The sequence below is a fragment of the Lautropia dentalis genome (genome assembly GCF_003892345.1).
Classification (GTDB): Bacteria; Pseudomonadota; Gammaproteobacteria; order Burkholderiales; family Burkholderiaceae_E; genus Lautropia; species Lautropia dentalis.
The window spans coordinates 1343218-1369096 of record NZ_RRUE01000001.1 but is presented as its reverse complement, the minus strand read 5'-3'; the positions used below and the strand labels follow the sequence as shown (position 1 = coordinate 1369096).

20 protein-coding genes, 1 tRNA gene and 1 pseudogene are annotated in these 25879 nt (G+C 64.8%); 4 read left to right on the top strand and 18 right to left on the bottom strand.

Features of this window, described 5'->3' with window-relative positions:
• Positions 1 to 25: 25 nt before the first annotated feature.
• The 7 genes and pseudogenes from hscB to uvrB form a co-directional block, all read right to left on the bottom strand.
• Positions 26 to 598 carry a Fe-S protein assembly co-chaperone HscB gene (gene hscB / locus EHV23_RS05280; protein WP_238990289.1) on the bottom strand — a complete coding sequence of 191 codons (573 nt, stop codon included), beginning with the start codon at positions 596 to 598 and terminating at the stop codon, positions 26 to 28.
• 9 nt (positions 599 to 607) lie between these two features.
• Positions 608 to 931, bottom strand: coding sequence for an iron-sulfur cluster assembly protein IscA (gene iscA, locus EHV23_RS05275; protein WP_125095012.1), 324 nt, complete (start codon positions 929 to 931; stop codon positions 608 to 610).
• Between the two features lie 31 nt (positions 932 to 962).
• Positions 963 to 1388 carry a Fe-S cluster assembly scaffold IscU gene (gene iscU, locus EHV23_RS05270; protein WP_125095011.1) on the bottom strand — a complete coding sequence of 142 codons (426 nt, stop codon included), beginning with the start codon at positions 1386 to 1388 and terminating at the stop codon, positions 963 to 965.
• A gap of 244 nt (positions 1389 to 1632) precedes the next feature.
• Positions 1633 to 2841: an IscS subfamily cysteine desulfurase gene (locus EHV23_RS05265; RefSeq protein WP_125095010.1), complete on the bottom strand. Its 1209-nt coding sequence runs from the start codon at positions 2839 to 2841 to the stop codon at positions 1633 to 1635.
• A 512-nt stretch (positions 2842 to 3353) separates the two neighbouring features.
• Positions 3354 to 3776, bottom strand: a pseudogene (gene iscR, locus EHV23_RS05260) (Fe-S cluster assembly transcriptional regulator IscR); the annotation flags it as partial.
• Positions 3777 to 4082: 306 nt separating this feature from the next.
• On the bottom strand, positions 4083 to 4574 hold the full coding sequence (locus EHV23_RS05255) for a low molecular weight protein-tyrosine-phosphatase (protein ID WP_162499734.1): 492 nt from the start codon (positions 4572 to 4574) through the stop codon (positions 4083 to 4085).
• 270 nt (positions 4575 to 4844) lie between these two features.
• Entirely contained in the window at positions 4845 to 6956 is a 2112-nt protein-coding gene (gene uvrB, locus EHV23_RS05250; RefSeq protein WP_125095539.1) for an excinuclease ABC subunit UvrB, read from the bottom strand.
• Between the two features lie 1098 nt (positions 6957 to 8054).
• Here uvrB and EHV23_RS05245 point away from each other — a divergent pair.
• The 4 genes from EHV23_RS05245 (at position 8055) to tehB (ending at position 12746) form a co-directional block, all read left to right on the top strand.
• Entirely contained in the window at positions 8055 to 9266 is a 1212-nt protein-coding gene (locus EHV23_RS05245) for an amino acid aminotransferase (protein ID WP_238990288.1), read from the top strand.
• Between the two features lie 209 nt (positions 9267 to 9475).
• Positions 9476 to 9551, top strand: a tRNA-Asn gene (locus tag EHV23_RS05240).
• A 291-nt stretch (positions 9552 to 9842) separates the two neighbouring features.
• Positions 9843 to 11507 (top strand): phosphoglucomutase (alpha-D-glucose-1,6-bisphosphate-dependent), encoded by a 1665-nt coding sequence (gene pgm, locus EHV23_RS05235; RefSeq protein ID WP_125095008.1) that lies wholly within the window; start codon positions 9843 to 9845, stop codon positions 11505 to 11507.
• Positions 11508 to 11861: 354 nt separating this feature from the next.
• Positions 11862 to 12746, top strand: coding sequence for an SAM-dependent methyltransferase TehB (gene tehB, locus EHV23_RS05230; protein ID WP_125095007.1), 885 nt, complete (start codon positions 11862 to 11864; stop codon positions 12744 to 12746).
• Between the two features lie 137 nt (positions 12747 to 12883).
• Here the strand turns inward: tehB and menA are convergent, their stop codons facing one another.
• From menA to EHV23_RS05170, 11 genes are all read right to left on the bottom strand, one after another.
• Positions 12884 to 13783 carry a 1,4-dihydroxy-2-naphthoate octaprenyltransferase gene (gene menA / locus EHV23_RS05225; protein WP_125095006.1) on the bottom strand — a complete coding sequence of 300 codons (900 nt, stop codon included), beginning with the start codon at positions 13781 to 13783 and terminating at the stop codon, positions 12884 to 12886.
• A 68-nt stretch (positions 13784 to 13851) separates the two neighbouring features.
• On the bottom strand, positions 13852 to 15216 hold the full coding sequence (locus EHV23_RS05220) for an aminotransferase class I/II-fold pyridoxal phosphate-dependent enzyme (protein ID WP_158615843.1): 1365 nt from the start codon (positions 15214 to 15216) through the stop codon (positions 13852 to 13854).
• Positions 15176 to 16108 (bottom strand): hypothetical protein, encoded by a 933-nt coding sequence (locus EHV23_RS05215; RefSeq protein ID WP_125095004.1) that lies wholly within the window; start codon positions 16106 to 16108, stop codon positions 15176 to 15178. Before EHV23_RS05215 ends, EHV23_RS05220 begins: the two co-directional genes overlap by 41 nt.
• A 361-nt stretch (positions 16109 to 16469) precedes the next feature.
• The gene (gene cbiB, locus EHV23_RS05210; protein WP_238990287.1) at positions 16470 to 17597 is read right to left on the bottom strand and encodes an adenosylcobinamide-phosphate synthase CbiB; all 1128 of its coding nucleotides are present in this window, start codon (positions 17595 to 17597) and stop codon (positions 16470 to 16472) included.
• 155 nt (positions 17598 to 17752) lie between these two features.
• Entirely contained in the window at positions 17753 to 18811 is a 1059-nt protein-coding gene (gene cobJ, locus EHV23_RS05205) for a precorrin-3B C(17)-methyltransferase (protein ID WP_125095003.1), read from the bottom strand.
• A gap of 177 nt (positions 18812 to 18988) precedes the next feature.
• A complete protein-coding gene (locus tag EHV23_RS05200) occupies positions 18989 to 19654 on the bottom strand; it encodes an energy-coupling factor ABC transporter permease (protein WP_125095002.1) in 666 nt (221 codons plus the stop codon).
• A gap of 153 nt (positions 19655 to 19807) precedes the next feature.
• Positions 19808 to 20449 (bottom strand): cobalamin biosynthesis protein, encoded by a 642-nt coding sequence (locus EHV23_RS05195; RefSeq protein ID WP_203228878.1) that lies wholly within the window; start codon positions 20447 to 20449, stop codon positions 19808 to 19810.
• On the bottom strand, positions 20446 to 22152 hold the full coding sequence (gene cobI / locus EHV23_RS16475) for a precorrin-2 C(20)-methyltransferase (protein ID WP_338034491.1): 1707 nt from the start codon (positions 22150 to 22152) through the stop codon (positions 20446 to 20448). Before cobI ends, EHV23_RS05195 begins: the two co-directional genes overlap by 4 nt.
• 86 nt (positions 22153 to 22238) lie before the next feature.
• Positions 22239 to 23732 carry a precorrin-6y C5,15-methyltransferase (decarboxylating) subunit CbiE gene (gene cbiE / locus EHV23_RS05180; protein WP_125095001.1) on the bottom strand — a complete coding sequence of 498 codons (1494 nt, stop codon included), beginning with the start codon at positions 23730 to 23732 and terminating at the stop codon, positions 22239 to 22241.
• A 61-nt stretch (positions 23733 to 23793) separates the two neighbouring features.
• A complete protein-coding gene (locus EHV23_RS05175) occupies positions 23794 to 25173 on the bottom strand; it encodes a cobalt-precorrin-5B (C(1))-methyltransferase (protein WP_125095000.1) in 1380 nt (459 codons plus the stop codon).
• A complete protein-coding gene (locus EHV23_RS05170) occupies positions 25170 to 25868 on the bottom strand; it encodes a precorrin-8X methylmutase (RefSeq protein ID WP_125094999.1) in 699 nt (232 codons plus the stop codon). Before EHV23_RS05170 ends, EHV23_RS05175 begins: the two co-directional genes overlap by 4 nt.
• Positions 25869 to 25879: the final 11 nt, after the last annotated feature.

The window sequence follows — 25879 nt, the reverse complement described above, 5'->3', positions numbered from 1 at the left end:
GATGAAAACGGAAAAATATCAGGGATCAGGGTTCGTGGGGTCGCCCCATCTGCCGGATCACGTCGGCCAGGTTGCTGCGCAGGCGGTCGAAGAACATCAGCTGGCGTACCTGCAGGGCAGCGGCCGGATAATCGCCCTGCCCGTCTATCAGGTCGGCGATCTGGCCAATGATGCGCCCCCGCTCGGCCTCCAGCCGCGCCTGCAGCCGGTGGCCGGCAGCCGGGTCGCCCATGTCGCGCACCTCGTCGATGTCCTCGCGCCACGACATCTGCTCGACCAGAAAGGCCGCCGGCATGGCCGTGTTGCGCTCGGCGTCGACCGGCGCCCCGTGGCGTTCGCACAGATAGCCCGCGCGCTGGCAGGGGTCGGACAGCACCCGAAACGCCTCGTTGCCCTGCGCTGCCAGCTGCAGGGCCAGGCGCCGGTCGTGGTCGGAACCCGCCACGTGGCGGTCGGGATGGACCACGGCCTGGAAACGGTGGTGGCGTGCCTCCAGCTCGGCCTCGTCGAGCGCAAAGCGCTCGGGCAGGCCCAGCAGCGCGAACAGGGAACGGTCGGTGGACGGGCGGGACGTCATGTCGGTGGGCGGGAAGGACATCGGACGGGCTCAGATGCTGAACGATTCACCGCAACCGCATTCGTTGCGCACATTGGGGTTGTTGAACTTGAAGCCCTCGTTCAGCCCCTCGCGCACGAAATCCAGCTCGGTGCCATCGATGTAGGCCAGGCTCTTCGGATCGATGAAGATCCGCACGCCGTGGCTCTCGAACACCATGTCGGCGTCGTCCTGGGTGTCGGCGAATTCCAGCTTGTAGGCGAGGCCCGAGCAGCCGGAGGTCTTCACCCCCAGCCGCAGGCCAATGCCCTTGCCCCGCCGGGCAATGTAGCGGTCGATGTGGCGGGCTGCCGCTTCGGTCAATGTCACGGCCATGTGTCGAAGCTCCTGGAACGGTTGGGGGCGATCAGCCGTGCGTGCCGGTGGCCTGCTGCGCAGCGGCACCGGACAGCTCGGGATGCTTGCTGCGGTAGTCCTCGACGGCCGCCTTGATGGCGTCCTCGGCCAGAATGGAGCAGTGGATCTTCACCGGCGGCAGGGCCAGTTCCTCGGCAATGGCGGTGTTGCGGATGGCCAGGGCCTCGTCCAGCGACTTGCCCTTGACCCATTCGGTGACCAGCGAGGACGATGCAATGGCCGAGCCGCAGCCATAGGTCTTGAACTTGGCATCTTCGATCACGCCATCGGCGCCCACCTTGATCTGCAGCTTCATCACGTCGCCGCAGGCCGGTGCGCCGACCATGCCGGTGCCGACCGAGGTGTCGGACTTGTCCATCGTGCCCACGTTGCGCGGGTTCTCGTAGTGATCGAGCACCTTGTCACTGTAAGCCATTTGTCAGTTTCTCCTGAAGGGGCCCGGAACGTGACGGGCCATAAATGCAAAACCGGTTGAAAAATACGTGAATGCTGGCGCAAAAGGCGAAGGAGGCGTCATTTCGCTCGCTACCCCGGGCGGCGGACGCTACCCCGGGCGGACGGAAAGCGTCACGCCCCCCGCCACGGCCTGCAGCAGGCACTGCCTACCGCAAGCGGCTCGACGGACCGGGAGACGGAAGCCGCCTGGCGCAGTACCCGCCTCAGTGGGCCGCCCACTTGACGGAGTTGAGGTCGATGCCCTCCTGCACCATCTCCCACAACGGCGACATGTCGCGCAGCTTGCCGATCTGGGATTTCAGCAGCTCGACGGTGAAGTCGATTTCCTGCTCGGTGGTGAAGCGCCCCATGGTGAAGCGGATCGAGCTGTGGGCCAGCTCGTCGTTGCGGCCCAGCGCGCGCAGCACATAGGACGGCTCCAGGCTGGCCGAGGTGCAGGCCGAACCGGAGGACACGGCGATTTCCTTCACCGCCATGATCAGCGACTCGCCTTCGACGTAGTTGAAGCTGACGTTGAGGTTCTGCGCCACGCGGTGCTCCATGCTGCCGTTGATGTAGATCTCGTCGATCACCGACAGGCCGTCGAGCAGACGGGTGCGCAGGGCCAGCGCATGGGCGTTGTCCTTGTCCATTTCGTGGCGGGCGATGCGGAAGGCCTCGCCCATGCCGACGATCTGGTGCGTGGGCAGCGTGCCGGAGCGCATGCCGCGCTCGTGGCCACCGCCGTGGATCTGGGCCTCGATGCGCACGCGCGGCTTGCGGCGCACGAACAGCGCCCCCACCCCCTTCGGCCCGTAGGTCTTGTGGGCGGAGAAGCTCATCAGGTCGACCTTGAGCTTCTGCAGGTCGATGTGCACCTTGCCGGTGGCCTGGGCGGAATCGACGTGGAAGAGGATCTTGCGCTCGCGCAGCAGCTCGCCGATGGCGGGGATGTCCTGGATGACCCCGATCTCGTTGTTGACGAACATGACCGAGACCAGGATGGTGTCGGGCCGCAGGGCGGCCTTGAGCACGTCCATGTCGATCAGGCCGTCTTCCTTCACGTCGAGCAGGGTGATCTCGAAGCCCTGACGCTCCAGCTCGCGCATGGTGTCGAGCGTGGCCTTGTGCTCGGTCTTGACGGAGATGAGGTGTTTGCCGCGCTGCTTGTAGAAGTGTGCGGCACCCTTGAGCGCGAGGTTGATGGACTCGGTGGCGCCGGAGGTCCAGACGATCTCGCGCGGATCACAGTTGACCAGGGCCGCCACTTCGCCGCGTGCGTTCTCCACGGCCTTCTCGGCCTCCCAGCCAAAGGCATGGCTGCGCGAGGCGGGGTTGCCGAAGGTTTCGCAGAGGTAGGGAATCATTTTCTCGGCCACACGGGGATCGACAGGGGTGGTGGCGGAGTAGTCGAGATAGATCGGTCGGGTCATCGATGAAGGGCAGCGAGGCTGGGAAAGGAAATCAGTGGGGATCAGGGGGGAATTTGTCAAGGCAACACCACGGAAAGATAGGAAACGAAAACTGCCGGACGAGACCAGCACGGGGCTGGACCATGGCCACATCCCCCGCCTGCATGGCAGAACGGGCGTTCCATGGCCACGAACGCAGCCACTGCCGGCCATGGCACTGCCGGCCCCGGGAGCGGGATAGTCACCCCCGGCACCCGGCGTCTCACCGGGAAGGCTGCACCGAACCTGCAACGACGGGAAAGGCAGCCTGAACCTGAAACGGCGCCGGACCGAAGCGCGGCATCCACCGGATGTCTGTCGCCCCGCATTGTTGCACCGCGCAGGACGAACCGTTCTTGCGATCCGGCAAGATGCACCCGCTCCGTGATGGCGCAGATTCAGGCGCGCGTTCCGTCGCTGTCGATGGTCTGCAGCGAGGACGTGGGCAGCTCGAGGGCCGCCTTGTGCTCGCGGGTGATGGAAATCTGGCGGGTGGCCGGCTGCTGCTCGCGCATGCGCTGCTGCTCGACCAGATCCTGCAGGCTGACCGAATCCAGATAGTCGATCATCCGTTTGTTCAGCGAGGTCCACAGCTCGTGCGTCATGCAGGGACCGTCCTCGAAGCAGTCCTGCTTGCCGCCGCACTGGGTGGCATCGAGCGGCTCGTCCACGGCAAAGATGATGGACGAGACGTTGATGTCCTGGCTGGGACGTGCCAGCGAGTAGCCACCACCCGGTCCACGCGTGCTTTCGACCAGCTGGTGGCGACGCAGCTTGCCGAAGAGCTGTTCGAGATAGGACAGGGAAATCTTCTGGCGCTGGCTGATGCCGGCCAGCGTCACCGGACCATTGTGCTCGCGCAGTGCCAGATCGATCATGGCGGTCACGGCGAAACGCCCCTTGGTGGTCAACCTCATGACAACACTCCGATGTCAGGAATCCTGTGCCGAAGTATAACCGATTACTTGACTTTATTAGTCGAGAAAATGACGCAACACCCATGCCTGCATGAATGTTTTACGTCTTTACGCGGTGAAAAAACGTATAAGCCTCCTGTTTTTTCACCATATGAGTCACCTTTCCCGACAGGTACCTGCTGCGGAAACCACGCACCCTGCCGGGAAGCACGTGCTGCACAGGAGAGCGCGCCAGCCAGCATATGGCCAATGGCCAGAATCACTTCCCAGGGCCGAAAGGCCGTGGCATGCCCCCGTTCCCTCCGCTCAGGCGGCCGCCACCTGCGTGGCACGCCGGCGGACGATCTCGAGCAGGCCGGAACAGGCATCTTCCACATAGTCGAGCGCCTGCTCGAAGGCCTGGTTGCCGCCCTGGTAGGGATCGGGCACCGTGGCCGACTCGTGCTCACTGGCAAAGCGCATCAGCATCTGCAGCTTGTGGTGAAAGCGCTTGGGCGCCTGGTTCTGCAGCAGGCTGAGGTTCTCCCAGTCCATGACCAGGATCATGTCATAGTTTTCGAAGTCTTCCATCGTCACCTGGCGGGCGCGCAGGTCGGCGATGTCATAGCCACGGCGCGACATGGCCATCTGGGCACGCGGATCGGCGGGCTCACCCTGGTGGAAGGCATGCGTGCCGGCCGATCCGACACCCACCACCGATTCCAGCCCGGCCTGACGGACCTGCTGACGGAATACACCATGGGCCATGGGCGAGCGACAGATATTGCCCATGCACACGAACAGCACACGGGTTGCCATGGCCATGGCCAGGGTTTCTCTTTTTGCCATAGGAGCTACCTGATTTTCGGAAAGTTGACGTTCTGAAGCGGCCATCCAGCGGCCTGCCCTGCCGCCGGCCACTGGATGCCGTGATGAATCCTGCCGGAGAAGTTGCGGATGAAGGGCGCAGATGCAAGCCCGCCCCTGCCACGGCCCCCTGAATCCTGACGGCCCGGGCTGGCGTGCCATGCGGCGCGCGGCAGGCCGGTGCCACGCAGGCCTGCAGATCACGCACGTGGGAACGGATGCTCATGCCTGCCCCCCTGCCCCGAACAGCAGCTGCCGCAGCGCGGCCAGCTCGTCGCGCACCTTCGCGGCCTTTTCGAAGTCGAGGTTCTTCGCATGGGCGGCCATCTGCTTTTCCAGACGGCGGATCTCGCGCGAGACCTGGGCCTCGTTGCTGGTGTCGATACCCTGCAGGCGCTCGGCCGTGCGTTCGAGCGTGGCCGCATCGGCCATGCCGGGCGCGTGATGCTCACCGCCAGCCAGCCGCGGCTCGGCACCCGACAGGTCGTAGACACCGTCGATGAGTTCGCGAACCTGCTTGACCACGCCACGCGGCACGATGCCGTGTTCGGCGTTGAAGTTGAGCTGCTTTTCGCGCCGGCGGGCCGTTTCGTCGATGGCGCGACGCATCGACCGGGTGATGGTATCGGCGTAGAGGATGGCCTTGCCCTCGAGGTTGCGGGCAGCCCGGCCGATGGTCTGGATCAGGCTGCGCTCGGAACGCAGGAAGCCCTCCTTGTCGGCATCCAGGATGGCCACCAGCGACACTTCCGGGATGTCCAGCCCCTCGCGCAGCAGGTTGATGCCCACCAGCACGTCGAACACGCCCAGCCGCAGGTCGCGGATGATCTCCACCCGCTCGACCGTGTCGATGTCGGAATGCAGGTAGCGCACGCGGATCTGGTGGTCGGACAGGAAGTCGGTGAGATCCTCGGCCATCCGCTTGGTCAGCGTGGTGACCAGCACGCGCTGCCCCTTCTGCACCCGCAGCGAGATTTCGGAGAGCACGTCGTCGACCTGCGTGATGGCCGGCCGCACCTCGACCTCCGGATCGACCAGACCGGTGGGACGCACCACCTGCTCGACCACCTGGCCGGCATGACTGGCCTCGTACTCCGACGGCGTGGCCGAAACGAAGATGCATTGCCGCACCTTGGATTCGAACTCCTCGAAGGTCAGTGGCCGGTTGTCCAGCGCCGAGGGCAGCCGGAAGCCGTACTGGACCAGCGTGTCCTTGCGGGCGCGGTCACCACGGTACATGCCGCCCAGCTGGCCGATGGTGACGTGGCTCTCGTCGATGAACATCAGCGCATCGGGCGGCAGGTAGTCGATCAGCGTGGGCGGCGGCTCGCCGGGTCTTGCGCCGGAGAGGTGCCGCGAGTAGTTTTCGATGCCCTTGCAGAAGCCCAGCTCCTGCAGCATTTCCAGATCGAACAGCGTGCGCTGCTCCAGCCGCTGCGCCTCCACGAGCTTCATCTCGTGGTTGAAGAACGCCAGCCGCTCCTTCAGTTCGGCCTTGATGGTGTCGAGTGCCCGCAGCACCGTGGCCCGCGGCGTGACGTAGTGCGAGGCCGCGTAGACGACGAAGCGCGGGATCTGCTGGCGGATCTTCCCGGTGAGCGGGTCGAAGAGCTGCAGCGTTTCGATTTCGTCGTCGAACATCTCGATGCGCAGCGCCAGCTCTGCGTTCTCGGACGGGAACACGTCGATGGTGTCGCCGCGCACGCGGAAGGTGCCACGGGCAAAATCGACGTCGTTGCGCTTGTACTGCATGGCCACCAGCTGCTTGAGCAGGTCGCGCTGCGAGAGGCGGTCGCCCTTGCGCAGGGCCATCCGCATCTCGAAGTAGTCGGCCGGATTGCCGATGCCGTAGATGCACGACACACTGCCGACGATGACGGTATCGCGCCGCTCCAGCAGCGACTTGGTGGCCGACAGGCGCAGCTGCTCGATGTGCTCGTTGATGGCGGAATCCTTCTCGATGAAGAGATCACGCTGCGGTACGTAGGCTTCGGGCTGGTAGTAGTCGTAGTATGAGACGAAGTACTCGACGGCGTTTTCGGGGAAGAAGTCGCGCATCTCGGCGTAGAGCTGCGCAGCCAGCGTCTTGTTGGGCGCCAGCACCAGCGCCGGACGTCCCAGGCGGGCGATGACGTTGGCCATGGTGTAGGTCTTGCCCGAACCCGTCACCCCCAGCAGTGTCTGGAACGACAGGCCGTCTTCCACCCCCTCGACCAAGGCGTCGATGGCACTGGGCTGGTCACCGGCCGGCGGGAAGGGCTGGTGCAGCCGGTACGGACTGCCGGGATACGTCACCACGCGCGGACCGGGCGCAGCGGCAGCCGCTGGCGGCATGGCCGCGGTCTCCTCACTGTCCTGACCGGTGCGTGACAACATGGTTTCCGTCCCAAAATGCCTGGGCAGCCCCTCCCCAGGGGCTTGCCGTACCTGCCCTCCCAACGCCGGGCATCGGGCGGGCGACGACCCGCTGAAATCGACAAAACGTATCCATTTACCAGAAAAATGTAGATACTTTTGCAAAAATCAATGCATGTCGCGACGGCCTGCCGGAGCGCCGTACCGGCCGTTGCTGCCTTGCAGCAAAATGGCTGGCCGGGGGAAGTTCTGCGCCGCGCCGGTTGCCGGCCCAAAGGGGCCCGATGACCGTCCATCGGCACAGATCGGCCATTATGGACCGCCCGTCGGGAAAAAACTAGCCTTTTCGACAGTAACCGACAGTTGCTTTGCGCGAAGTTCTGCGACGGGCACCGTACGCCGGACCGACGGCTGCACTCCCGGTTTTTCCGCTGAAGGCGGCTGCATGCAACAACTTTTGTAACTGCAACGAAAGCCCGCCTCAATTGTAAAGGATTGAAACGACACCTCCCCCAGCCTCCCACGTCTGGTGCCGGCGGAACGGGACGTCATCCTCCCGCCGGCCAGCCGGCGGTGGCCCTGCAGCCTCCCCGGGGCCACCAAACAGTTCCGGCAAGACGCTTTCGTACCGGCGGGGGAAGAAGAACACGCTGTGTTCTGTCCTCCACGGTCTGAAAGATCCATTCATCCCCGTGGAGGCAGAAGAACGGACAGCGTCACCACCGCCCACCGTGAGTGGACCCGTTCATCCCCGCGGGGCGAAAGACCAGAACGGGCCCCGAGGCAGCAATTTTTTCGCGGGCACTGTCGGGGCGGGATACGACGCTATAAAATCACCACGATCAAGGGCTTCCGTCGGCCCTTCTGCCGAAACCGGCCTTCTGCAGGTCCGGTTCCTGTTCCCGCATGGCCGGGTTGCCGGCCCGCGCCATGTGCACCGGAAGAGGATTCCGCGGTCTCATGATGCGCCGTTTCATCCTGCAAACCCTTCCTGCCGACGGCCCGGGGAGCCTCCGCCCTCGCAGACTTCTGCAGGGGCTCTCTGGCAGGCGGGAAGCCTTCCTGGAGCATCCAGCCGTGGCCAGTTCCCTGTTTTCCGCCGTTCCCCTCGCCCCCCGCGACCCCATTCTGGGCGTGACCGAAGCCTACAACGCCGATACCCGCCCCACCAAGGTCAATCTGGGCGTGGGCGTCTACTATGACGAGAATGGCAAGCTGCCGCTGCTGGAATGCGTCCGCACCGCCGAGGACCAGCTCAACGCGCTGCACGCGCCGCGCGGCTATCTGCCCATCGACGGCATCGCCCTCTACGACCAGGCCGTGCAGAAGCTGCTGTTCGGTGCCCAGTCGCCGGTCATCACCGGCAAGCGTGCCATCACCGCGGAGGCCCTGGGCGGCACCGGTGGCCTGAAGATCGGCGCCGACCTGCTGCGCCGCTTCACGCCGGAAGGCACGACGGTCTACATCAGCAACCCCAGCTGGGAAAATCACCGGGCCATCTTCGAAGGGGCCGGCTTCGAGGTCCAGACCTACCCGTACTACGACGCCGCCACCCACGGTGTGGACTTCGACGGGCTGCTCAAGTGCCTGAAGGAGGCCAGACCGGGCTCGATCTTCGTCCTGCACGCCTGCTGCCACAACCCGACCGGGGTGGATCTGAGCCCCGAGCAGTGGACCCAGGTGCTGGCGGCGCTGCAGGCAGCCGGTCATGTGCCCTTCCTCGACATCGCGTATCAGGGTTTCGGGGATGGCATCGAGGAAGACGGTGCCGTGATCCGCGCCTTTGCGGCCACCTCCCTGCCCTTCTTCGTGTCCAGCTCGTTCTCCAAATCGTTCTCGCTGTATGGTGAGCGCGTGGGCGCCCTGACCGTGGTGCTGTCCGATGCCGACGAAGCCGCCCGCGTGCTGAGCCAGCTCAAGCGCGTCATCCGCTGCAACTACTCCAACCCGCCCACCCACGGTGCCCAGGTGGTGCAGCGCGTGCTGAACGACGACACGCTGCGCCGCCAGTGGGAAAGCGAACTGGGCGCCATGCGCGTGCGCATCAAGGCCATGCGCAAGGCCCTGGTGGCCGGGCTGGCCGCAGCCGGCATCGACCGCGACTTCTCGTTCATCGAGCGGCAGCGCGGCATGTTCTCGTACTCGGGCCTCACCGCGGATCAGGTCGAGGCGCTGAAGGTCGACCATGGCATCTACGCCGTCAGCAGCGGCCGCATCTGCGTGGCTGCGCTGAACGACAAAAACGTCGAGACGGTGGCCAGGGCCATTGCCAGCGTGCTGGCGAAGTAAGGGGCCTCAGAACGACCCTTTGCCAGAAAACAACAGGAATGGGCAAATCACCCCTGTCGACTGGACAGGGCCGTGAATCCGTCTATAATCCTCGTTTGTTGGTGCTGCAGCACGTCTGGCGCATCAACCGGGTGCTTCGGCATCCGGCCTGAAAGTTTTTTGCAACAGCCGCTTGCGTTTCAAAAATCACAGGCTATAATAACGTTCTTTCCCCGATAGCTCAGTCGGTAGAGCGACGGACTGTTAATCCGCAGGTCCCTGGTTCGAGCCCAGGTCGGGGAGCCAGATTTCTCAAAAGCCCAGCCCTCACCGGTTGGGCTTTTGTTTTTTGCGCCCGTGGTGCAAACGGACTGTTTTTCCAGAGCCTGCTGGCGCGTGCCATGGAATCATTCGCGCTCGCAGACTTTTGCAGAGGCTTCCCTGGGCTTGCAGAACGGGGCAACAGGGCCTCTTTCCCGGGGCGCCCCCATTCTTCGATGACCTGCCGGCCGCGTTGCACTGGCTTTGGCACTGACCGGCCCGAATTTGCGTAACATGAGAGGTGTTTCCGAACCCTTCCGCCATGGAGCGCAAACCATGTCCCATCACCCTCGTGCCGGTACCGTTGCCCTGCCCGAAGACCTGATCGACGTTGCCACGCTGATCACGGCCTATTACACCCGCAAGCCGGATCCCTCCGTCATCGACCAGCAGGTGGCCTTCGGCACCTCCGGCCACCGCGGCAGCAGCCTGAAGACCACCTTCAACGAAGATCACATCCTGGCCACCACCCAGGCCATCTGTGACTACCGCAAGGCCCAGGGCTTCGACGGCCCGCTGTTCATCGGTCGTGACACGCACGGCCTGTCCGAGCCCGCCTGGGCGTCGGCACTGGAGGTGCTGGTGGCCAACGGCGTGGAAGTCTGCGTGGACGCCGCCGACCGTTACACGCCCACACCCGCCGTGTCGCACGCCATCCTGCGGGCCAACCGCGGCAAGATCGGCGGCGTGAACGACCTGCCGGCCAACCGGGGGATGGCCGACGGCATCGTCGTCACCCCGTCGCACAACCCGCCCACCGACGGCGGCTTCAAGTACAACCCGCCGCACGGCGGCCCGGCCGACACCGACGCCACCAAATGGATTGCCGCCAAGGCCAACGAGTACATCCGTGATGGGCTGAAGGGCGTGAAGCGGGTGCCGTTCGAGAAGGCTCGCAAGGCCGCCCACGCCTATGACTATCTGGGCACCTATGTGAACGACCTGCCCCATGTGCTCGATCTGGACGCCATCCGCGGCGCCCATGTGCACATCGGTGCCGATCCGCTGGGCGGTGCCTCGGTCGATTACTGGGCCGCCATTGCCGACCGTCACAAGCTGAACCTGACGGTGGTCAACCCGCTGGTGGATGCCACCTGGCGCTTCATGACACTGGACTGGGACGGCAAGATCCGCATGGACTGCAGCTCGCCCAACGCCATGGCCAGCCTGGTGCAGCAAAAGAGCAAGTACGACATTGCCACCGGCAATGACGCCGACGCCGACCGTCACGGCATCGTCACGCCGGATGCCGGCCTGATGAACCCCAACCACTATCTGGCCGTGGCCATCCAGTACCTGTTCGGTGCCCGCAGCCAGTGGCCGAAGGACGGCTTCATCGGCAAAACGCTGGTCAGCAGCTCGATGATCGACCGCGTCGCCCAGTCGCTGGGCCGCAGGCTGGTGGAGGTGCCGGTGGGCTTCAAGTGGTTCGTCCCCGGCCTGCTCGATGGCAGCGGCCCGTTCGGGGGTGAAGAATCGGCCGGTGCCTCCTTCCTGCGGCACGACGGCACGGTGTGGAGCACCGACAAGGACGGCATCATCCTGGCCCTGCTGGCCTCGGAGATTCTGGCCCGTACCGGCAAGACACCCAGCCAGCACTATGCCGAGCTGACGGCCCGCTTCGGCAGTCCGGCCTATGCCCGTGTGGACGCCCCGGCCAACCGCGAACAGAAGGCCAAACTGGCCGCCCTGTCGCCGGAGGACGTGAAGGCCGGTACGCTGGCCGGTGAGCCCATCACCACCCGGCTCACCGAAGCCCCGGGCAACGGTGCGAAGATCGGTGGCCTGAAGGTGGTGACCGAAAACGCCTGGTTTGCCGCCCGCCCCTCGGGCACGGAGGATGTGTACAAGATCTACGCCGAATCCTTCAGGGGACCGGAGCATCTGGCCCAGGTACAGGCCGAGGCCCGCGAGGTGGTGTCGGCTGCGCTGAAGGGCTGACCCGTCACCCCTGACCATTCATCCTGACATGGACGCGCCTTCCGCAAGAGGGCGCGTTTTCACATCCTCTCCTTCTGCTGCTGACCGGCGACAGCCCGCTGGCCGGCAATGCCCTGGGCATTCTGGCGGCCGACGAGCTGCTGAAGAAGATGGGCGTGAAAACCGCCTGATTCGCCTGCCCCGGGCAGCACCGGTATTCCGGGGACACACGTACGGAGGCCCCGGATCCGGCAACATCGCCAAAAAAGGCAACAGGACGCGCTAACATAAGGCCCGGAATGAGAAGCTGCTGCAGGCAGGTCCGTCCATGGCCTGTCTGCTCCAGGCACCTGCCCCCCTTTTGTCAGGAATGTCATGAGCGAAGAACTGATCGTCTACAAGCGCATGCCCGTGTGGCACTACGAGAATGTCCCGCAGGGGCTGCAGCAGCCTCACAACACCAAGGTGGGCACCTGGGCACAGCTGAAAATCCTGAAAGGCTCGGTGGAATTCGTCATGCTCTCCGACGATGGCCAGGTCACCGAGCGCTTCACCTTCGATCCCGAACACCAGCCGCCGCGGCTGGAGCCGCAGCAGTGGCACCAGATCGTGTCGATGTCGCCCGATATCGAATGCCAGATGGACTTTCTCTGCGAGCCGGCCGACTACTTCTCCAAGCGCTACGAGCTGACCCGCACGCACTCGGAGGTGATCGAGGCCGCCCCGCAGGTGACGGTGGGGCGCGCACTGGATGTGGGCTGCGGCAACGGACGCAACACGCTCTATCTGGCCAGGAGGGGCTTTGCCGTGGACGCCTGGGACTGGAACCCGGACAGTCTGGCCAATCTGGGCCGCATTGCCGAAGCCGAAGGGCTGGACGATGACATCTACATCAGCGAGGTGGACCTCAACGATGTGGGCGCGCTGGATTTCGACGGCCCGTACGACTTCGTGTTCTCGACCGTCGTGCTGATGTTCCTGCAACCGGCCAGTGCAAAGATGCTGGTGAGCCAGATGCAGGAACAGACCGCCCCGGGCGGCCATAACCTGATCGTCAGCGCCATGGACAGCACTGATTACCCATGCCGCATGCCCTTCCCGTTCCGCTTCCAGCCGGGCGAGCTGAAGGCCCAGTACGAGAACGCCGGCTGGGAGATCATCAAGTACAACGAGAACCCCGGCAAGCTGCACAAGACCGACGAAAACGGCAACCGCATCGAAATGCGCTTTGCCACGCTGTTTGCGCGCAAGCCGGACTGAGAGAGCGGCAGTTCCGGGCCTGTCCGGTTTGCGTGCTCTTCCCGCACGGACAGGTCCGTTGACACCGTGGCATGCCTGCGACCCAGGGGAGACGAACGGTCTATAACGGGGGCGCTACCGGGCGCCTCCTGCTGCGCTCATCCCCAGAGCAGACAGAAGACCAGCACGGCACACAGCAGGGCCTGCAGCCGGGCGGTTTCCTTCAGCTGCAGGTTCAGTGCCCGGCCCTGCCGCACGGCAAAATGCCGGATGGCCAGCACGGCCAGCGGCAGCAGCACCAGGGGAGCGATCCCCACCAGCGGCTGCGACAGCGCCATGGCCAGCAGGGGCAGCAGGGCAAAGGGCAGCAGGATCAGCCCCGTGTACAGCCAGCGGGCCCGCCGTTCCCCCAGCAGGCTGGCCAGCGTAGTGCGGCCGGCCGCCCGGTCCTGCACCAGATCGCGGGTGTTGTTGACCAGCAGCACGGCCGCCGAGTGCACGCCCGGCACGAGGCCGAACAGCAGTGACAGCGCCGAAAACCGGCCCGTCTGCAGAAAGCAGCTGCCGCTCACGGCCACCAGCCCGAAGAACAGCAGCACCACGCTCTCGCCCCACGGCGAATGTGACAGCGGTCGTGGCCCCGCCGAATAGAGCCAGCCGGCCAGCAGCGAGGCCAACCCGATGACAATGATCACGGCCCCGTGCTGCCACGCCAGCACCAGTCCGCCCAGCAGGGCCAGACCAAAGCACAGACAGGCCGCACGGCGCACTTCGGCCACCGTGGCCAGACCACTGCCCACCAGCCGTTGCGGCCCCAGCCGTTCGGGCCCATCGGCGCCCCGGGCACCGTCGCCTGCATCGTTGAACAGGTTGGTGCCGGCCTGAATGCCCAGCACGCAGCCACAGGCCAGCAGCAGCGACGGCAGACTGGAGACTGCGCCCAGATGGATGCCTAGGGCCGTACCCAGGAAGACGGGAACCAGTGACAGACCCAGGGTGGCCGGACGTACACCCAGCCACCAGCGGCGCCAGCCCGAAACAGGAGAAGAGGCGTTCATGCGCCGTATGGTAAAGGCACGGACGGATGTTTCCTTGAGCCAGAACAGGGGGCGTGCGCAGGTAGGGATTACCCTTCCAGCGCCCGCCACAGGGCCTGCTGGCTTTCCGGAGGGCGCACGCCGAGGCGGAACCAGCCGGGCAACCCGAAGGACGTTGCATCGCGCAGCTTGATGCCCTGCTGCCGGAGCATGGCCAGCAGGGCCAGCTGAGTCCTTTCTCCGGGCGTGTGCGCATCCCGCATGGCATGCCCGAATGGTGTCGATGACCCCCGCGTGTCCGGCACCTGATTGGCTGGTGTGAACCTGTCGGCGGCTGGTGTGGGCATATCGGATGGGCGCATCATGCTCAGGGCAGCCTCCAGCGCGGATCGTGGTGGTCGGGCACAGCAGAAGGTGCTGACACTGGGCAGTACGGTCCAGCCACGACGGCGCAGGCCCTCTTCCAGCCGTGCCTTCCAGTCACGCAGCGTGTCGAGGCTGAGGGCCAGCCACTGCTGCACGGCAGGCTCGGGCCAGGCCATCAGCATGGCCTCGCCATGGGCGCCCAGCGGCCACGATGGGGCCAGCGCCTGCAGGCGCCCGAACAGTTCGGCCTGCAGGCTGCCGGAATCGTTCAGACAGGCGGCCGGTGCCACCAGCCAGGCCCCACGCACCCCCGTCATCCCCAGCGCCTTGTTGGGCGAGAACAGCTGCCAGACCACATCCAGGGCCGCCGGTGTGAAAGGATCGGTGCCGCTCAGGCGCAGGGGTGCATAGGCCCGGTCCAGCACCCAGAGCGGGGGCGAGTCCCCCGGGACGCCCTGCAGTACGGTTGCAGTCTGCCGTGCATGCGACGATCGTGTATGCACGGCATCTGCCAGCCCTTCGGGCGTATGGCCCAGCGGACTGGATGGTTCGGTGGCCCAGAGCAGTTGCAGGGGGCACGACGCGCCACTTCGGCTGGAATCCGCCGCCTCCTGCGGGGTATCCCGGACAGTGTCCCAGACGCGCACGGGCAGTCCGTGCGCATGGGCAGCTCGCGCATAGTCGCCATAGGCATGCCGGGGTACCCAGACCACCGGCGGCGGCAACGGGGACGCCCCGGCTAATGGCAGTCCTGCCCGAACTGGCAACGGGTCATGCGCGGACGGTACGCCCGCACCCGCCTGTCTGCCCTGCCCGATCATGCCCAGGGCTGCCGTGAGCCGGAAGATCAGCTCGCTGGCGCTGGCACCGATGACGATCCGCGCTGCATCCACCCCATGCCACCGGCCCAGCCGCTGTCGCACGGCCGTGCAGGCCGGATCCGGGTAGGTGTGCACCGACGCCTGCTGCAGGGCCTGCAGCACCGGCGGGCAGGGGCCGCAGGCGTTGGCGTTGGTGGAAAAATCGTGCGGGGGAATGCCCAGGGCATCAGGCCCGCCATGGGAAAGATGTGAGGGCGCTGGATTCATCTGAGCCTGTGCTGTTGATGACGAGATCCCTTGATTCATGTCCAGAGTGAACAGGTTTTTTCCCGTGGATCTCTTCGAGACTTCCTATTGCCGCACTTCTGATTGCTTTTATTGAAATACGCCCGGGTTTATCAAGAACAACCCTTGGATATATAACCACTTGAGGATAAACAGACCCTATGTCATCGACGGTTACGATAAATATTTCAGGATTTTTAATCGCATTTTTTGGTATTTGCAACGTGACACCGAATCCAAGATCGACATCCAGTCCGACTATTGGGTTGTATACAAGGTTGTATATACCATTTATTACGGGCTCACTTCTGGCACTGATTTTCACCAGACAGTCATTTTTGCAGTTGCTCCCGAACGCGGCCACCAGGATTACTTCAAAAGTATCCGGAATCGCCTCCAGGTTTATTGATGGATATATCGTTGACGAAATGACCGGCGACCCAGGGTTGGTTTTATGAAGTCTTATTGTTTTTATTTCTACCAGACCATTATCGACAAACACTCTTCCTATTTCGTTTGCCCGGCCTTTTATGTTATCGACCGAGTCGATATTGTTGCGTTTTTTCTGTGTTTTTATGCACTTTTTTGGCGAGCACAATTCAAGATAACTGACCTGAGATATGTCCAGATCATCTTCGGTGAATTTGATGGCCTTTATGAGTATTTCTTTCCCTTGGCGGCTTGTATCGCCTGCTGATTTTTTGTCTGCCAGACTTTCTTCGCTTCTGGTTATGCGCCATTCTGCCATGCTTTCATCATGGAGGTCCTTTGATGCTGTTTCGCTGGTTTTGCTGTTTTTGTAGTCGCTGCACGCGGGCAGCGCTGTCAAACAGGAAATCACAAGGAGCAGCGCTGAAAAGTTCATCGTTTTCATGACCGTTCCCTATTTGGGAGGTTGGACAGTGTGCTTTCTTTGCAGTCGAACGTGATGTGCGCTTTTGTTCCTCACGGCGTCCGTTATACTACAAGCAAGTGTAATATGAATTAATCTTGTTTTGTGTTGTGTATTAACCATAGGGAACTGATTCCGGTCGTTTTTTGCAACACGACGCTTTGAACAACAAGGCAGAGGTTGCTTCTTCCTGCGGTTCCAAAGCCATCTCAATCTCAGACAGCGGATCTCTTCGGATATCCCGCTACGCGATCATCTGAACCGGGAGCACCCGGCGAAGCTTGCGCTTCAGTGGTCTGAACGGTGCCGGTTCCGCTGGGTCAGCACGGGAATTGGGGCATGTTCAGCGCATGGACTGAAGCACCAGGAAAAACATGCCCAACAGCACAGCTATCCAAGTCACCCGCTGCGCCTTGCGGATGGCCCATGGCGTGTGTGCGCTTTCGGGTTGCGGTGCAACGTCATTCAACCTGTACACCCCCGGCTTGCCCAGCGTGATGCCCAGCCGCAGCGCCATGGCCGACATGGGCCAGCCGCTGTTGGGGGACGGGGTACGACGCGCCTCGGCCGGCAGACGCCGCCACAGCGCAGCAGGCGCGCCCAGCATCAGCAGCGCCGCCGTCAGCCGCGCCGGCAGCCAGTTCAGCACGTCATCGGCACGCGCCGCCCATTTGCCGGCCCACTGCCACCAACGGCCGCCCCGTTCACCCGGGTAGCCCCACATGGCATCGGCCGTGTTGGCAAAGCGGTAGAGCGCCGCCCCCGGCAGCCCGAACAGCACAAACCAGAACAGCGGCGCCACCACCGAGTCGCTGAGGTTCTCGGCCAGTGTTTCGATGGCCGATTCCCGCACGCCGGCCGCGTCCAGTTCGTGCACGTTGCGGCTGACCAGATGCGCCAGCTGGCTTCGTCCCGCATCCAGCCCCTGCTGCAGCGCTATTTCGGTCCGGGCCACCAGATCGCGCAGCATCGCCCAGGCAAACAGTGGTTTCAGGCAAAGCGCCAGCAGCGGTGCGGCCATCCAGCCGGGCAGCTGGAAAATACCCCACTGGAGCAGTGTTGCCATCAGCGCGCACACCGTTGCGCCCAGCAGCCAGGCCGCCATCCCCGACAGAAACTGTCGACGGGCACTGTGTCGCACGGGCGGGGCGTCCATGGCCACAGTCCCACCGCAGTCGGCTTCGTGTCTGGCCGCTTCGTGTCTGGTGGGGCCCACCGCATCGGACCGAAAACCGGATGCAACCGTGGCATCCGGCATGTCACGCATATCTGCAGAAGAAGCCGCGCCGGACGCGTGCACATCGCCAGGATTGCGTACCGTGATGAACACCGGCGCAATCAGCCGCCCTGCCCGCTCCAGATACTGGCCCATCCACACCACGGGGTGAAAGCGGGCGGGCGGCTCGCCCCGCCAGAGATCGAGGCCAAAGGCCAGCAGGATTGCCAGCGCCGAAACGGTTGCCGTGCTCATGGATGGGCTTCGGGCATCATTCGGGAAATGACATCACGCATGCTCTGAATCTGGGAACCGGCTCCGCTCAGGGTGTCCAGCCCATTTGCATGAAGGCAGGTGGTACAGCCACCGGTGTTCAGCGCACATGTCATGTCCCGCCCCCATCCCGCGTTTCATGCATTTCCTTCGGGGCTTCCGGAAGCCGCAGGCGTTTTTCTGCGGGACTTCGACACTTCCGGCTCGGGCAGGGGTGCATCCAGACTGGCCTGGATGTAGTCGACCGGCAGGCGGTACTGCGCGGCCAGATCGGCTACCGACATACCGGCCGCGTGGTCGGCATGCAGCGACTGCAGCCAGCCGTTCAGGCCGCTGGACAGCGAACGGCCCGAGCGCTCGCCACCCTTAACGCCCCGATCACCGGTCACGTCGTATTTGTTGGCATAGCCGCGCGGGGTGATCATCAGCCCGTGCTGCATGAAGGTGTTGCTGTTGCCGATCAGCACGGTGGACAGCATGCCGATGTCAGCCTCGGCCATGCGGTCCAGTGTGGTGAATTCGATGTGCTGGCGGCGGCGATAGGCGCTCTTGACGATGGCCACCGGCGTGGTGGGCGAGCGATGGCGCAGAAAGAGCTGCTGCGCTTCCACGATCTGCCGCGTGCGGCGGCCGCTCTTGGGGTTGTAGAGCGCCACGACGAAATCGGCCTGCGCCGCCGCATCGAGGCGCCGGGCGATGGTGGGCCACGGCGTGAGCAGGTCCGACAGCGAGATGGAACAGAAATCGTGCGTGAGCGGTGCGCCCACCAGGGCCGCACAGCTGTTGAGCGCCGAGGCGCCGGGAATGATCTCCACCTCGATGCCATCGCCCACGATGCGCTGCTCATGGCCGGCTTCATCGGTCTCGAGGGTGATGGCCGGTGGCGTCCAGCCGGCCTGCAGCAGCACCTCGAAGGTGGGGCCGGCCATGCCGTAGACGCCGGCATCACCGGAGGAGATCAGTGCCACCTTTTTGCCTTCCCGGGCGCGGGACAACGCCTCGACGGCGCGGTCCAGCTCCTCGGTCATGCTCTTGCGGATGATTTCCTTGCCGTCGAGCAGATCGGCCACCAGCCGGATGTAGGTGACATAACCGATTACCGTATCGGCTTCCTGGATGGCGGCGCGCGCCCGCGCGGTCATGTGGTCTGCACTGCCGGGGCCGATGCCGACCAGCATGATTTTTCCGTGGGACATGAAGGGAATCACTCCAGAATGCTCTGCCGCAGCAGAATGTTGATCGAACGAAGGGGGCCAGAGCGTGTCATGAACGCGCTGGTCCCCGCACACTGGCCCCGGCCCTGTGCCGACCGGGCATACCGCGCAGCCAGGGCCGGCCGCCCTGGCCATCGGGGCAACACGGGCCTGCGGGCATCACGCCTGCTGGCCGTGCACGTTGCCCAGCCATTTTTCATCGAAGGACAGCTGCTGCCATCTGGCGGGTTGCAGTTTGCCCGGCTGCAGCCTGCGGCCCAGTAGCACCAGGCTGATGGTCAGCACCGGTTCGAGCACCACCAGCAGCACATAGGAGGCAGCAAACCGGGCCCAGTCGGCCAGCGGTGCGGGATCGGTGCTGATGGACAGCCAGAAGCCCACCATCAGGGTGACGCCCGTGTAATAGAAGGCATCGAGCGTGACGAGGTTGGTGAGTCTGAGTTTCTGCAGGTGCCGGCCATAGGTGGCATGCACCACCACCAGCGGCACACCCAGACTCAGGAAATTCACCGCCAGATGGAGCATGTCCTGCGGCTCGAAAAAGAATGCCTGCAGGAACAGCCCCAGCATGAAACCGAACAGCGTGGGAATGTACCCAAACAGCAGATAGATGGGAATGGCCCCCACCAGATGAAGTTCCGACGGGCCGACCGGCAGGTGCCAGAGCTGCATCAGAATCGAGAAGAATACGGCGGCCAGTGCGGTGCGCAGCCAGTTGGCGGGGTTGGTCAGCAGCGGTTTGGCGTGGACGGCCAGCAGGCCGGTGGCGGCCACGGCGGCCATCACCAGTTTGTCCTGTGGCAGGATGCCGATTTCGATATGCATGCTTCTTCCTCCTGTCCCTTGCGGGACGTTTTTACCGGGCCGGATTGCCCGGGTATTTCGATGGTGTCATGGTGCTCGCCGGTGGCGTGTTTCGTTCATGGACAGGACAGCGCAGGATGCTGCAGCCTGGTCGCTGCAGGATGTCGCCGGGGTTCATGTATGGCGACCGGTCTCCGGGAGGAGCCGGGCCATTTCGTCGGCCCGCGCTACCGACACGGTGGCATTGCGGCCATCGGGGCCGCGCAGCTTGTGCTTTTCGATCAGCAGCGCAGACATCGGGGCGGGCACCGGCAGGGAAACGGAACGCTGTGAAACCGGCACGGACGCCTCCTGGGGTGCGTGGGACGGCGGGACAGGGGCCCTTGCCGGCGCATCATCCGTTGCGGCATGGGCAAACGCCTGCGCAGCCTCCCCCACAACCAGCAGTGCGGCGGCCTCGCTGACCGATGGCGTGCCGGTATATTTGCGCACCGTCTCGCTGGGGTTGGGCACCGGAACCTGTGCCAGCCAGGTGGCGGGGTAGAAATGGATGGTGTGCCCCCGCTGGCGCTGCAGTTCCTGCATGGCGACTTCGTCGGCCTTCAGGTCGATGCTGGCCACGGCCCGCACGTCGGCCCATGATGCCTCAAGCTGGGCCAGTGCCTCGTCGATCACCTGCGCCAGTGTGGCATAGGGGGTGTTGCGGTCGCAGCCGATACCGAGGACCAGATCCCGGCTGCCCGCCATGCCGGAGGCCGGCACAGGTATCTGCGTTTCTGCCGTGCCAGGCCGGTTGTGTGGCGTCGTCGTGTTCACGATGCGGTCGTGCTCCCTGCCATGGCCGGGGTCGGGCGTTCATCGGCGCCCTGTCCCGCGGGCGGACGGTAGACGATCAGATGTTCGGGCCACTGGCGCCACAGGTCTTCATCGAGGGGGCGATGGGTGATCAGCAGCAGCGCGCGGTGATGGCCGGGACGCACCTCCGTCATGTCATTCAGCACCTCGATGTGGCGGGGCAGCGGTGTGCTGCGCGTCCACCAGTGACGGCTGCCGGCTTCCTGCACCAGGGCGATGGGCTCCTCGTTGACCACGGCCGCTGCCACACGAATCAGGTTGATTTTCGGGGCCTCCACCTGCCAGCCCAGCGTACGGCCCAGAATATCGACGGCCAGCGAGCCCCGCGCATCGGAGGCTGTGGTCAGCACCGGCGTGGCACCCAGCAGACGGGCCACCTGCTCCGCCCAGGCATTGGCGCCTCCCACATGGCCCGAGAGCAGCGGCACCACGAAGCGCGCGGCATCGTCCACGGCCATCACGCCGGGATCGGTTTCCTTGCCCTGCAGGTGCGGCGCCACCAGACGGATGATGGCCCCCACCGACACGAAGCACACGAGCTGGTCGTACTGCCGGAATATCTCGCCCATCTGCTCCTTCACGCCACCGGTGTAGATGCGCTTTTCATTCGGTAACGAATCGAATGCGGCAGCAAATTTCTGCGAGGTGCACAGGGTGGCCTGCGGCAGCTGTGCAGCCAGCCGCGCAGCCTGTTCTGCCCCCCCTTTCGTGATGGCGATGAGGATGACGCGTGGCGAAGAGACGGCATCTGCAGTGGCAGTGGCAGTGGCAGTGGCAGTGGCAGTGGCAGTGGCAGTATCCGATGGTGCCACGGCTTTGTGTGCGTCGCTGGCGTGGGCGACGCGGGACGCGCCGGAGGCCGTGGACGCAGCCTGTTCGGCCTCCGTCCGCATCGGGCCTTTTTTCAGGCAGCCACGCAGGCGCTCGCCGCGCACACGGTGATGGGAGCGCACGATCATCAGCGACAGATAGCTGACCTTTTCGCCCCGCAGCTGGCGCAGCGCCTCGCCACTGACGACGCGTTCGCCTTCCACGCCGGCCTTTTCGATGAAATGGGCGTCGGCCAGCAGATGGCGACTGTCCAGCCAGTCGATGATGTCGTCGAGCTGCGGCTTGATTTTCATCAGCACCAGCGTGTCGAACTCCGGCAGCAGCCGGTCGAGCATCGTCACACCATAGGCGGCGGGTACCACGGCAATGGTGTCATCCTGTTCGCCCAGCGTGGTGCCGGCCACCGACGCTGCACCGGTATAGGAATTGACGCCGGCAATGATCGGCGTTTCGATGCGTTCATCCACACTGCGCACGGTGCGTGCCAGATGGCTGAAGGTGGAATACGTACTGGCATCGCCTTCCACCAGAAACAGCACGTCCTCGCCGGCCTGCAGCCAGGGCAGCACGGTGTCGGCAGCCTTGAGCCAGGCACGACCCAGTTTTTCGGCATCGTAGGTCATCGGAAACACGATGGCCTCGACATGGGAGACGGGTTCGATGCCGGCCCGCTGCACGATGCCATGGGCGTAGCCATCGCTCTTGCCGCTGCGCACCGGATAGACCCAGCGGGTGTCGCGGCGTTGCAGCTGCGTCCAGGCTGCGCGGGTGATCAGGTCCGGATCGCCGGGGCCAAGGGAAACGCCAATGAGTTTGCCGGGGGAGGGTTGCATGGAGGCTTGGTGGGTCGAAAACGGTGAAAGAAAAGAGTGTGTTCTGTGGGATTTCAGCAGCCACTTTCATGGCGCGTGCGGTGGACTCATTCGTCCCCGGTCTGCTGCCAGCAGGCCGACACCAGCCAGACCGGGTTTTCGGCCGCCAGCCGGTTCATGTGCAGAATGGGTTTGCTGCGGGCTGCCTGCAGCTGCAGTACGTCCCAGTGCAGCGTCCCGGTGCCCGGCTGCGATGCCGGCTGGATGTCCGGGGTGGCGCCGGATGCCTCTGAAACAGACGGTGACGACGCAAGCGCCGCTTCGTGTGCAGGGGAGGTCTGGCTTGCCGTCCGGGCGGGACTGGCAACATCCGCCACAGGTTTCTCCGCATCCGCCGGAGTTTTCCCTGCATCCCCAGCCAGCGCCTTCAGGGTTTCCAGCGCCGTGGCCAGATTTTCCAGCGTGACGAAATTCATCACCAGATGCCCGCCGGGACGCAGGCGGCGCAGGATCAGCCGGATCAGCTCGGCCAGCTCGCCGCCACTGCCGCCCACGAACACGGCATCCGGGTCGGGCCAGGCCTGCATGCCGGACGGTGCCCTGTCGTGCACCAGCGTGTAGTTGGCCACGCCGAAGGCATCGTGGTTCTGGCGGATGATGTCCACATCGGCTGCGTTCTTTTCGATGGCAAACACGTGACCATGCCGGCAGAGTCGTGCGGCCTCCAGCCCCACCGAGCCACTGCCGGCACCGATGTCCCAGACGATGCTGTCGGCGCGCAGCTGCAGGCGCGCCAGCGAGACGGCACGCACTTCCTGCTTGGTGATCAGCCCGCCGGTGCCATCGCCCTTCGGGCGGCGCTGGGCGTAGGCGTCGTCGTCCAGGCCCAGCAGCACCGGGTTGTCACGCGGCTGGATGCGCCACAGCACCACGACGTTGAGCGGGGCGAAGGCCATGATGGCGGCCGTGTCGATATCGAGCAACGGATGGATGCGCTCTTCCGGCTGCAGCAGGTTCTCGGCCACGGCCATCTGCATGGCGCCGGCCAGTCCTTCGATTTGCAGCAGCTGCGCAATGCGGGCCGGTGTATTGCCGGGACTGGTCAGAATGACCAGGCGGTCGTGCGCGTGCACGGCCTGCGCCAGCGCATGCAGACCATGGTCGGGGCCCGCGCCCCGCTGCCAGGGGCCGGCATCCTTTGCATGCACCGAAAAAAGTTTTGCATCCTGCCACGGCATGCCCAGCCGTGCGCAGGCCAGCTGCAGCGTGGACACATTGGGCAGGATGTCCAGCGCCTCCGTGCACAACCGCGCCGCCAGATAGGGGGCAATGCCCCAGCAAAGCGGGTCACCGGTGGCCAGCACCACGCAGCGCTGTCCGGCCTCGCGCGCGGCGCTGATCCAGCCGGACACGGCCTTGAGCTGACCGGTGAGATCGTGCATGGTGGCCCCGGGCTTGAACTGGCTGTCGAACAGCGCCAGCGTGCGCGGCGCACCGACGATCACATCGGCCGTGCGGATGTGGGCCAGCGCGGTGGGCGTCAGGCTGGCGGGGCCATCGTCCAGTACACCGATGATGCGGCAGGGATTGGGGTCGGTCATGGAGAAATGCAGGGATGAAAATCAGGAAACGGCGTCTGCCCTGCCCCGTTCAGTCCGGGTTTCAGTCCGGATGACTGGGCACGGGCGGAAAATCCTCGTCGGTATCGAAATCGGCGGAATGGGTGTGGGAGATGCCGGTGCGGCCGGCGGTTTCCGGGCGCGGGCGGTCCTCGGCCGGTGCAGACCAGACATCGGCCAGCATGTTGCCCTCGCCATCGCAGACCATGATGCGGATCTGAAAGGCCCGCCCATAGCGGTCCGGAGCCTGCAGCGTGGCCATGGCGGTTTCGGCCAGTGTTCTGTGAAAGATATCCCCCAGCCCCCGTTCCACCATCAGTTCGGCACCGAACCGTGCGGTTTTGGCGGCAGCAATGGCGGCACAGTCTTCTTCGCTGGCGCCGATGCGGCGGGCTACCTCGGCCACCACATCGGTATCGACCACACTGCGGTTGGCGTGGGTGATGGTCTCGCCCTGGGCAATCTTGGTGAGCTTGCCGACCATCAGACCAAAGACCACCAGCCGGATGCCCTGCGCCACCACCTCGTCCAGCGCGTAGCGCAGAAAATCGCCCATCTGCACGAAGCAGGCGGGCGGCAGTTCGGGACGATCACGGCGCACCTCGCGCATGGCAAAGGCCTCGCTGCGCCCGCCGGTGGTGAGCACGACGATGTCGTTGCCGGTGATGGCCGCCACCTGAATGCCCTGCACCACGCTGGCCCGCCAGGCACTGGTGGAATACGGCCGCACGATGCCGCTGGTCCCCAGAATGCTGATGCCCCCCAGAATGCCCAGCCGGGCATTGGTGGTCTTTCTGGCCATGACCTCGCCGTCGGGCACGCTGATGGTGACTTCCAGCCCATGCTCGGCCAGCAGGCTGCCGGCCACTTCGTGCAGGTTCTCGGCAATGTTGCGACGGGGCACCGGGTTGATGGCCGGGCCACCCACCTCCAGCCCCAGGCCGGGCAGCGTGACGGTGCCCACGCCGGGACCAGCACGATAGCGCACCTCGCCCGCCCGTCCGGGCAGGATGCGCAGATCCACCGTCAGGTGGGCGCCATCGGTGCAGTCCGGGTCGTCACCGGCAAACTTCTGCACATAGCCGTGGGCGGTACGGTTCAGGCCCTCGCCTTCGACCCGGCCATCATGAATGGTGAAGGTGTAGCGGCGGCCATTGGCCAGCAGGCTTTCCACGGTGTCGGGTACCTGCCCGGTGACGAGGCCGATAGCACAGGCGCGGGCGGCCGTGGCCGAGCAGGCCCCGGTGGAAAAGCCGGTACGGGTGCCACGCGCCGGCTTGCTGGCCCGAACCCGGGCTGCACGTTCGGCACCGGATTCTGCAGGTGCTGCCTTCGATGGCCCTTCCCCCGCGGGCGGTGCCGCCGGGATATCGGCACATGCCTGCACCGGGTTGGCGATGTAGCCCTGCCCCGCGTCCGTCATGCCTGCGCCGCAGCCTTTTTCTGTTCGGCCTCGGCCAGCGCCAGCAGCGCATGCAGGGCCGCCACCACCAGCGTGGAGCCGCCCTTGCGGCCCTCGATGGCGATCCAGGGCACTTCGGTCACGTCATCGAGCAGGGCCTTGCTCTCGGCCGCCGACACGAAACCCACCGGCATGCCGATGACGAGGGCCGGACGGGCATTCTCTTCGCGAATCATGCGCACCAGCTCGATCAGCGCTGTGGGGGCGTTGCCGATGGCGATGATCTGGCCATCGATCAGCCCCAGTCGCTGCGCCTTGCGCATGGCCTGCACGGCGCGGGTGGTGTCTTCGGCCTTCGCCCGCTCGATCACGTCATCGTCGCTGATGAACTGGTGGGTCTGCACGCCGAAGTGTTTCAGCCGCGGCGCCGACAGGCCCACGCAGATCATCTCCACGTCGGCCACGATGTGGGCACCGCCCCGCGCCTTCGCACCGAGCAGCAGGTCGATGCCGGCGCGCACCGCAGCCGGGTGGAAACGGGTCAGGCCGTTGAAGTCGAAGTCGGCGTTGGCATGGATCATGCGCCGCACGATCGGCCACTGTTCGTCGGTGTAGGCGTGCGGACCGGCTTCCTCGTCGATGATGGCGAAGCTGCCGTGCTCGATGGCCTGGCCGGCACGGGTGAGCTGTTCGGTAACGGTGTTGACGGTGCTCATGCTGTGGAGAG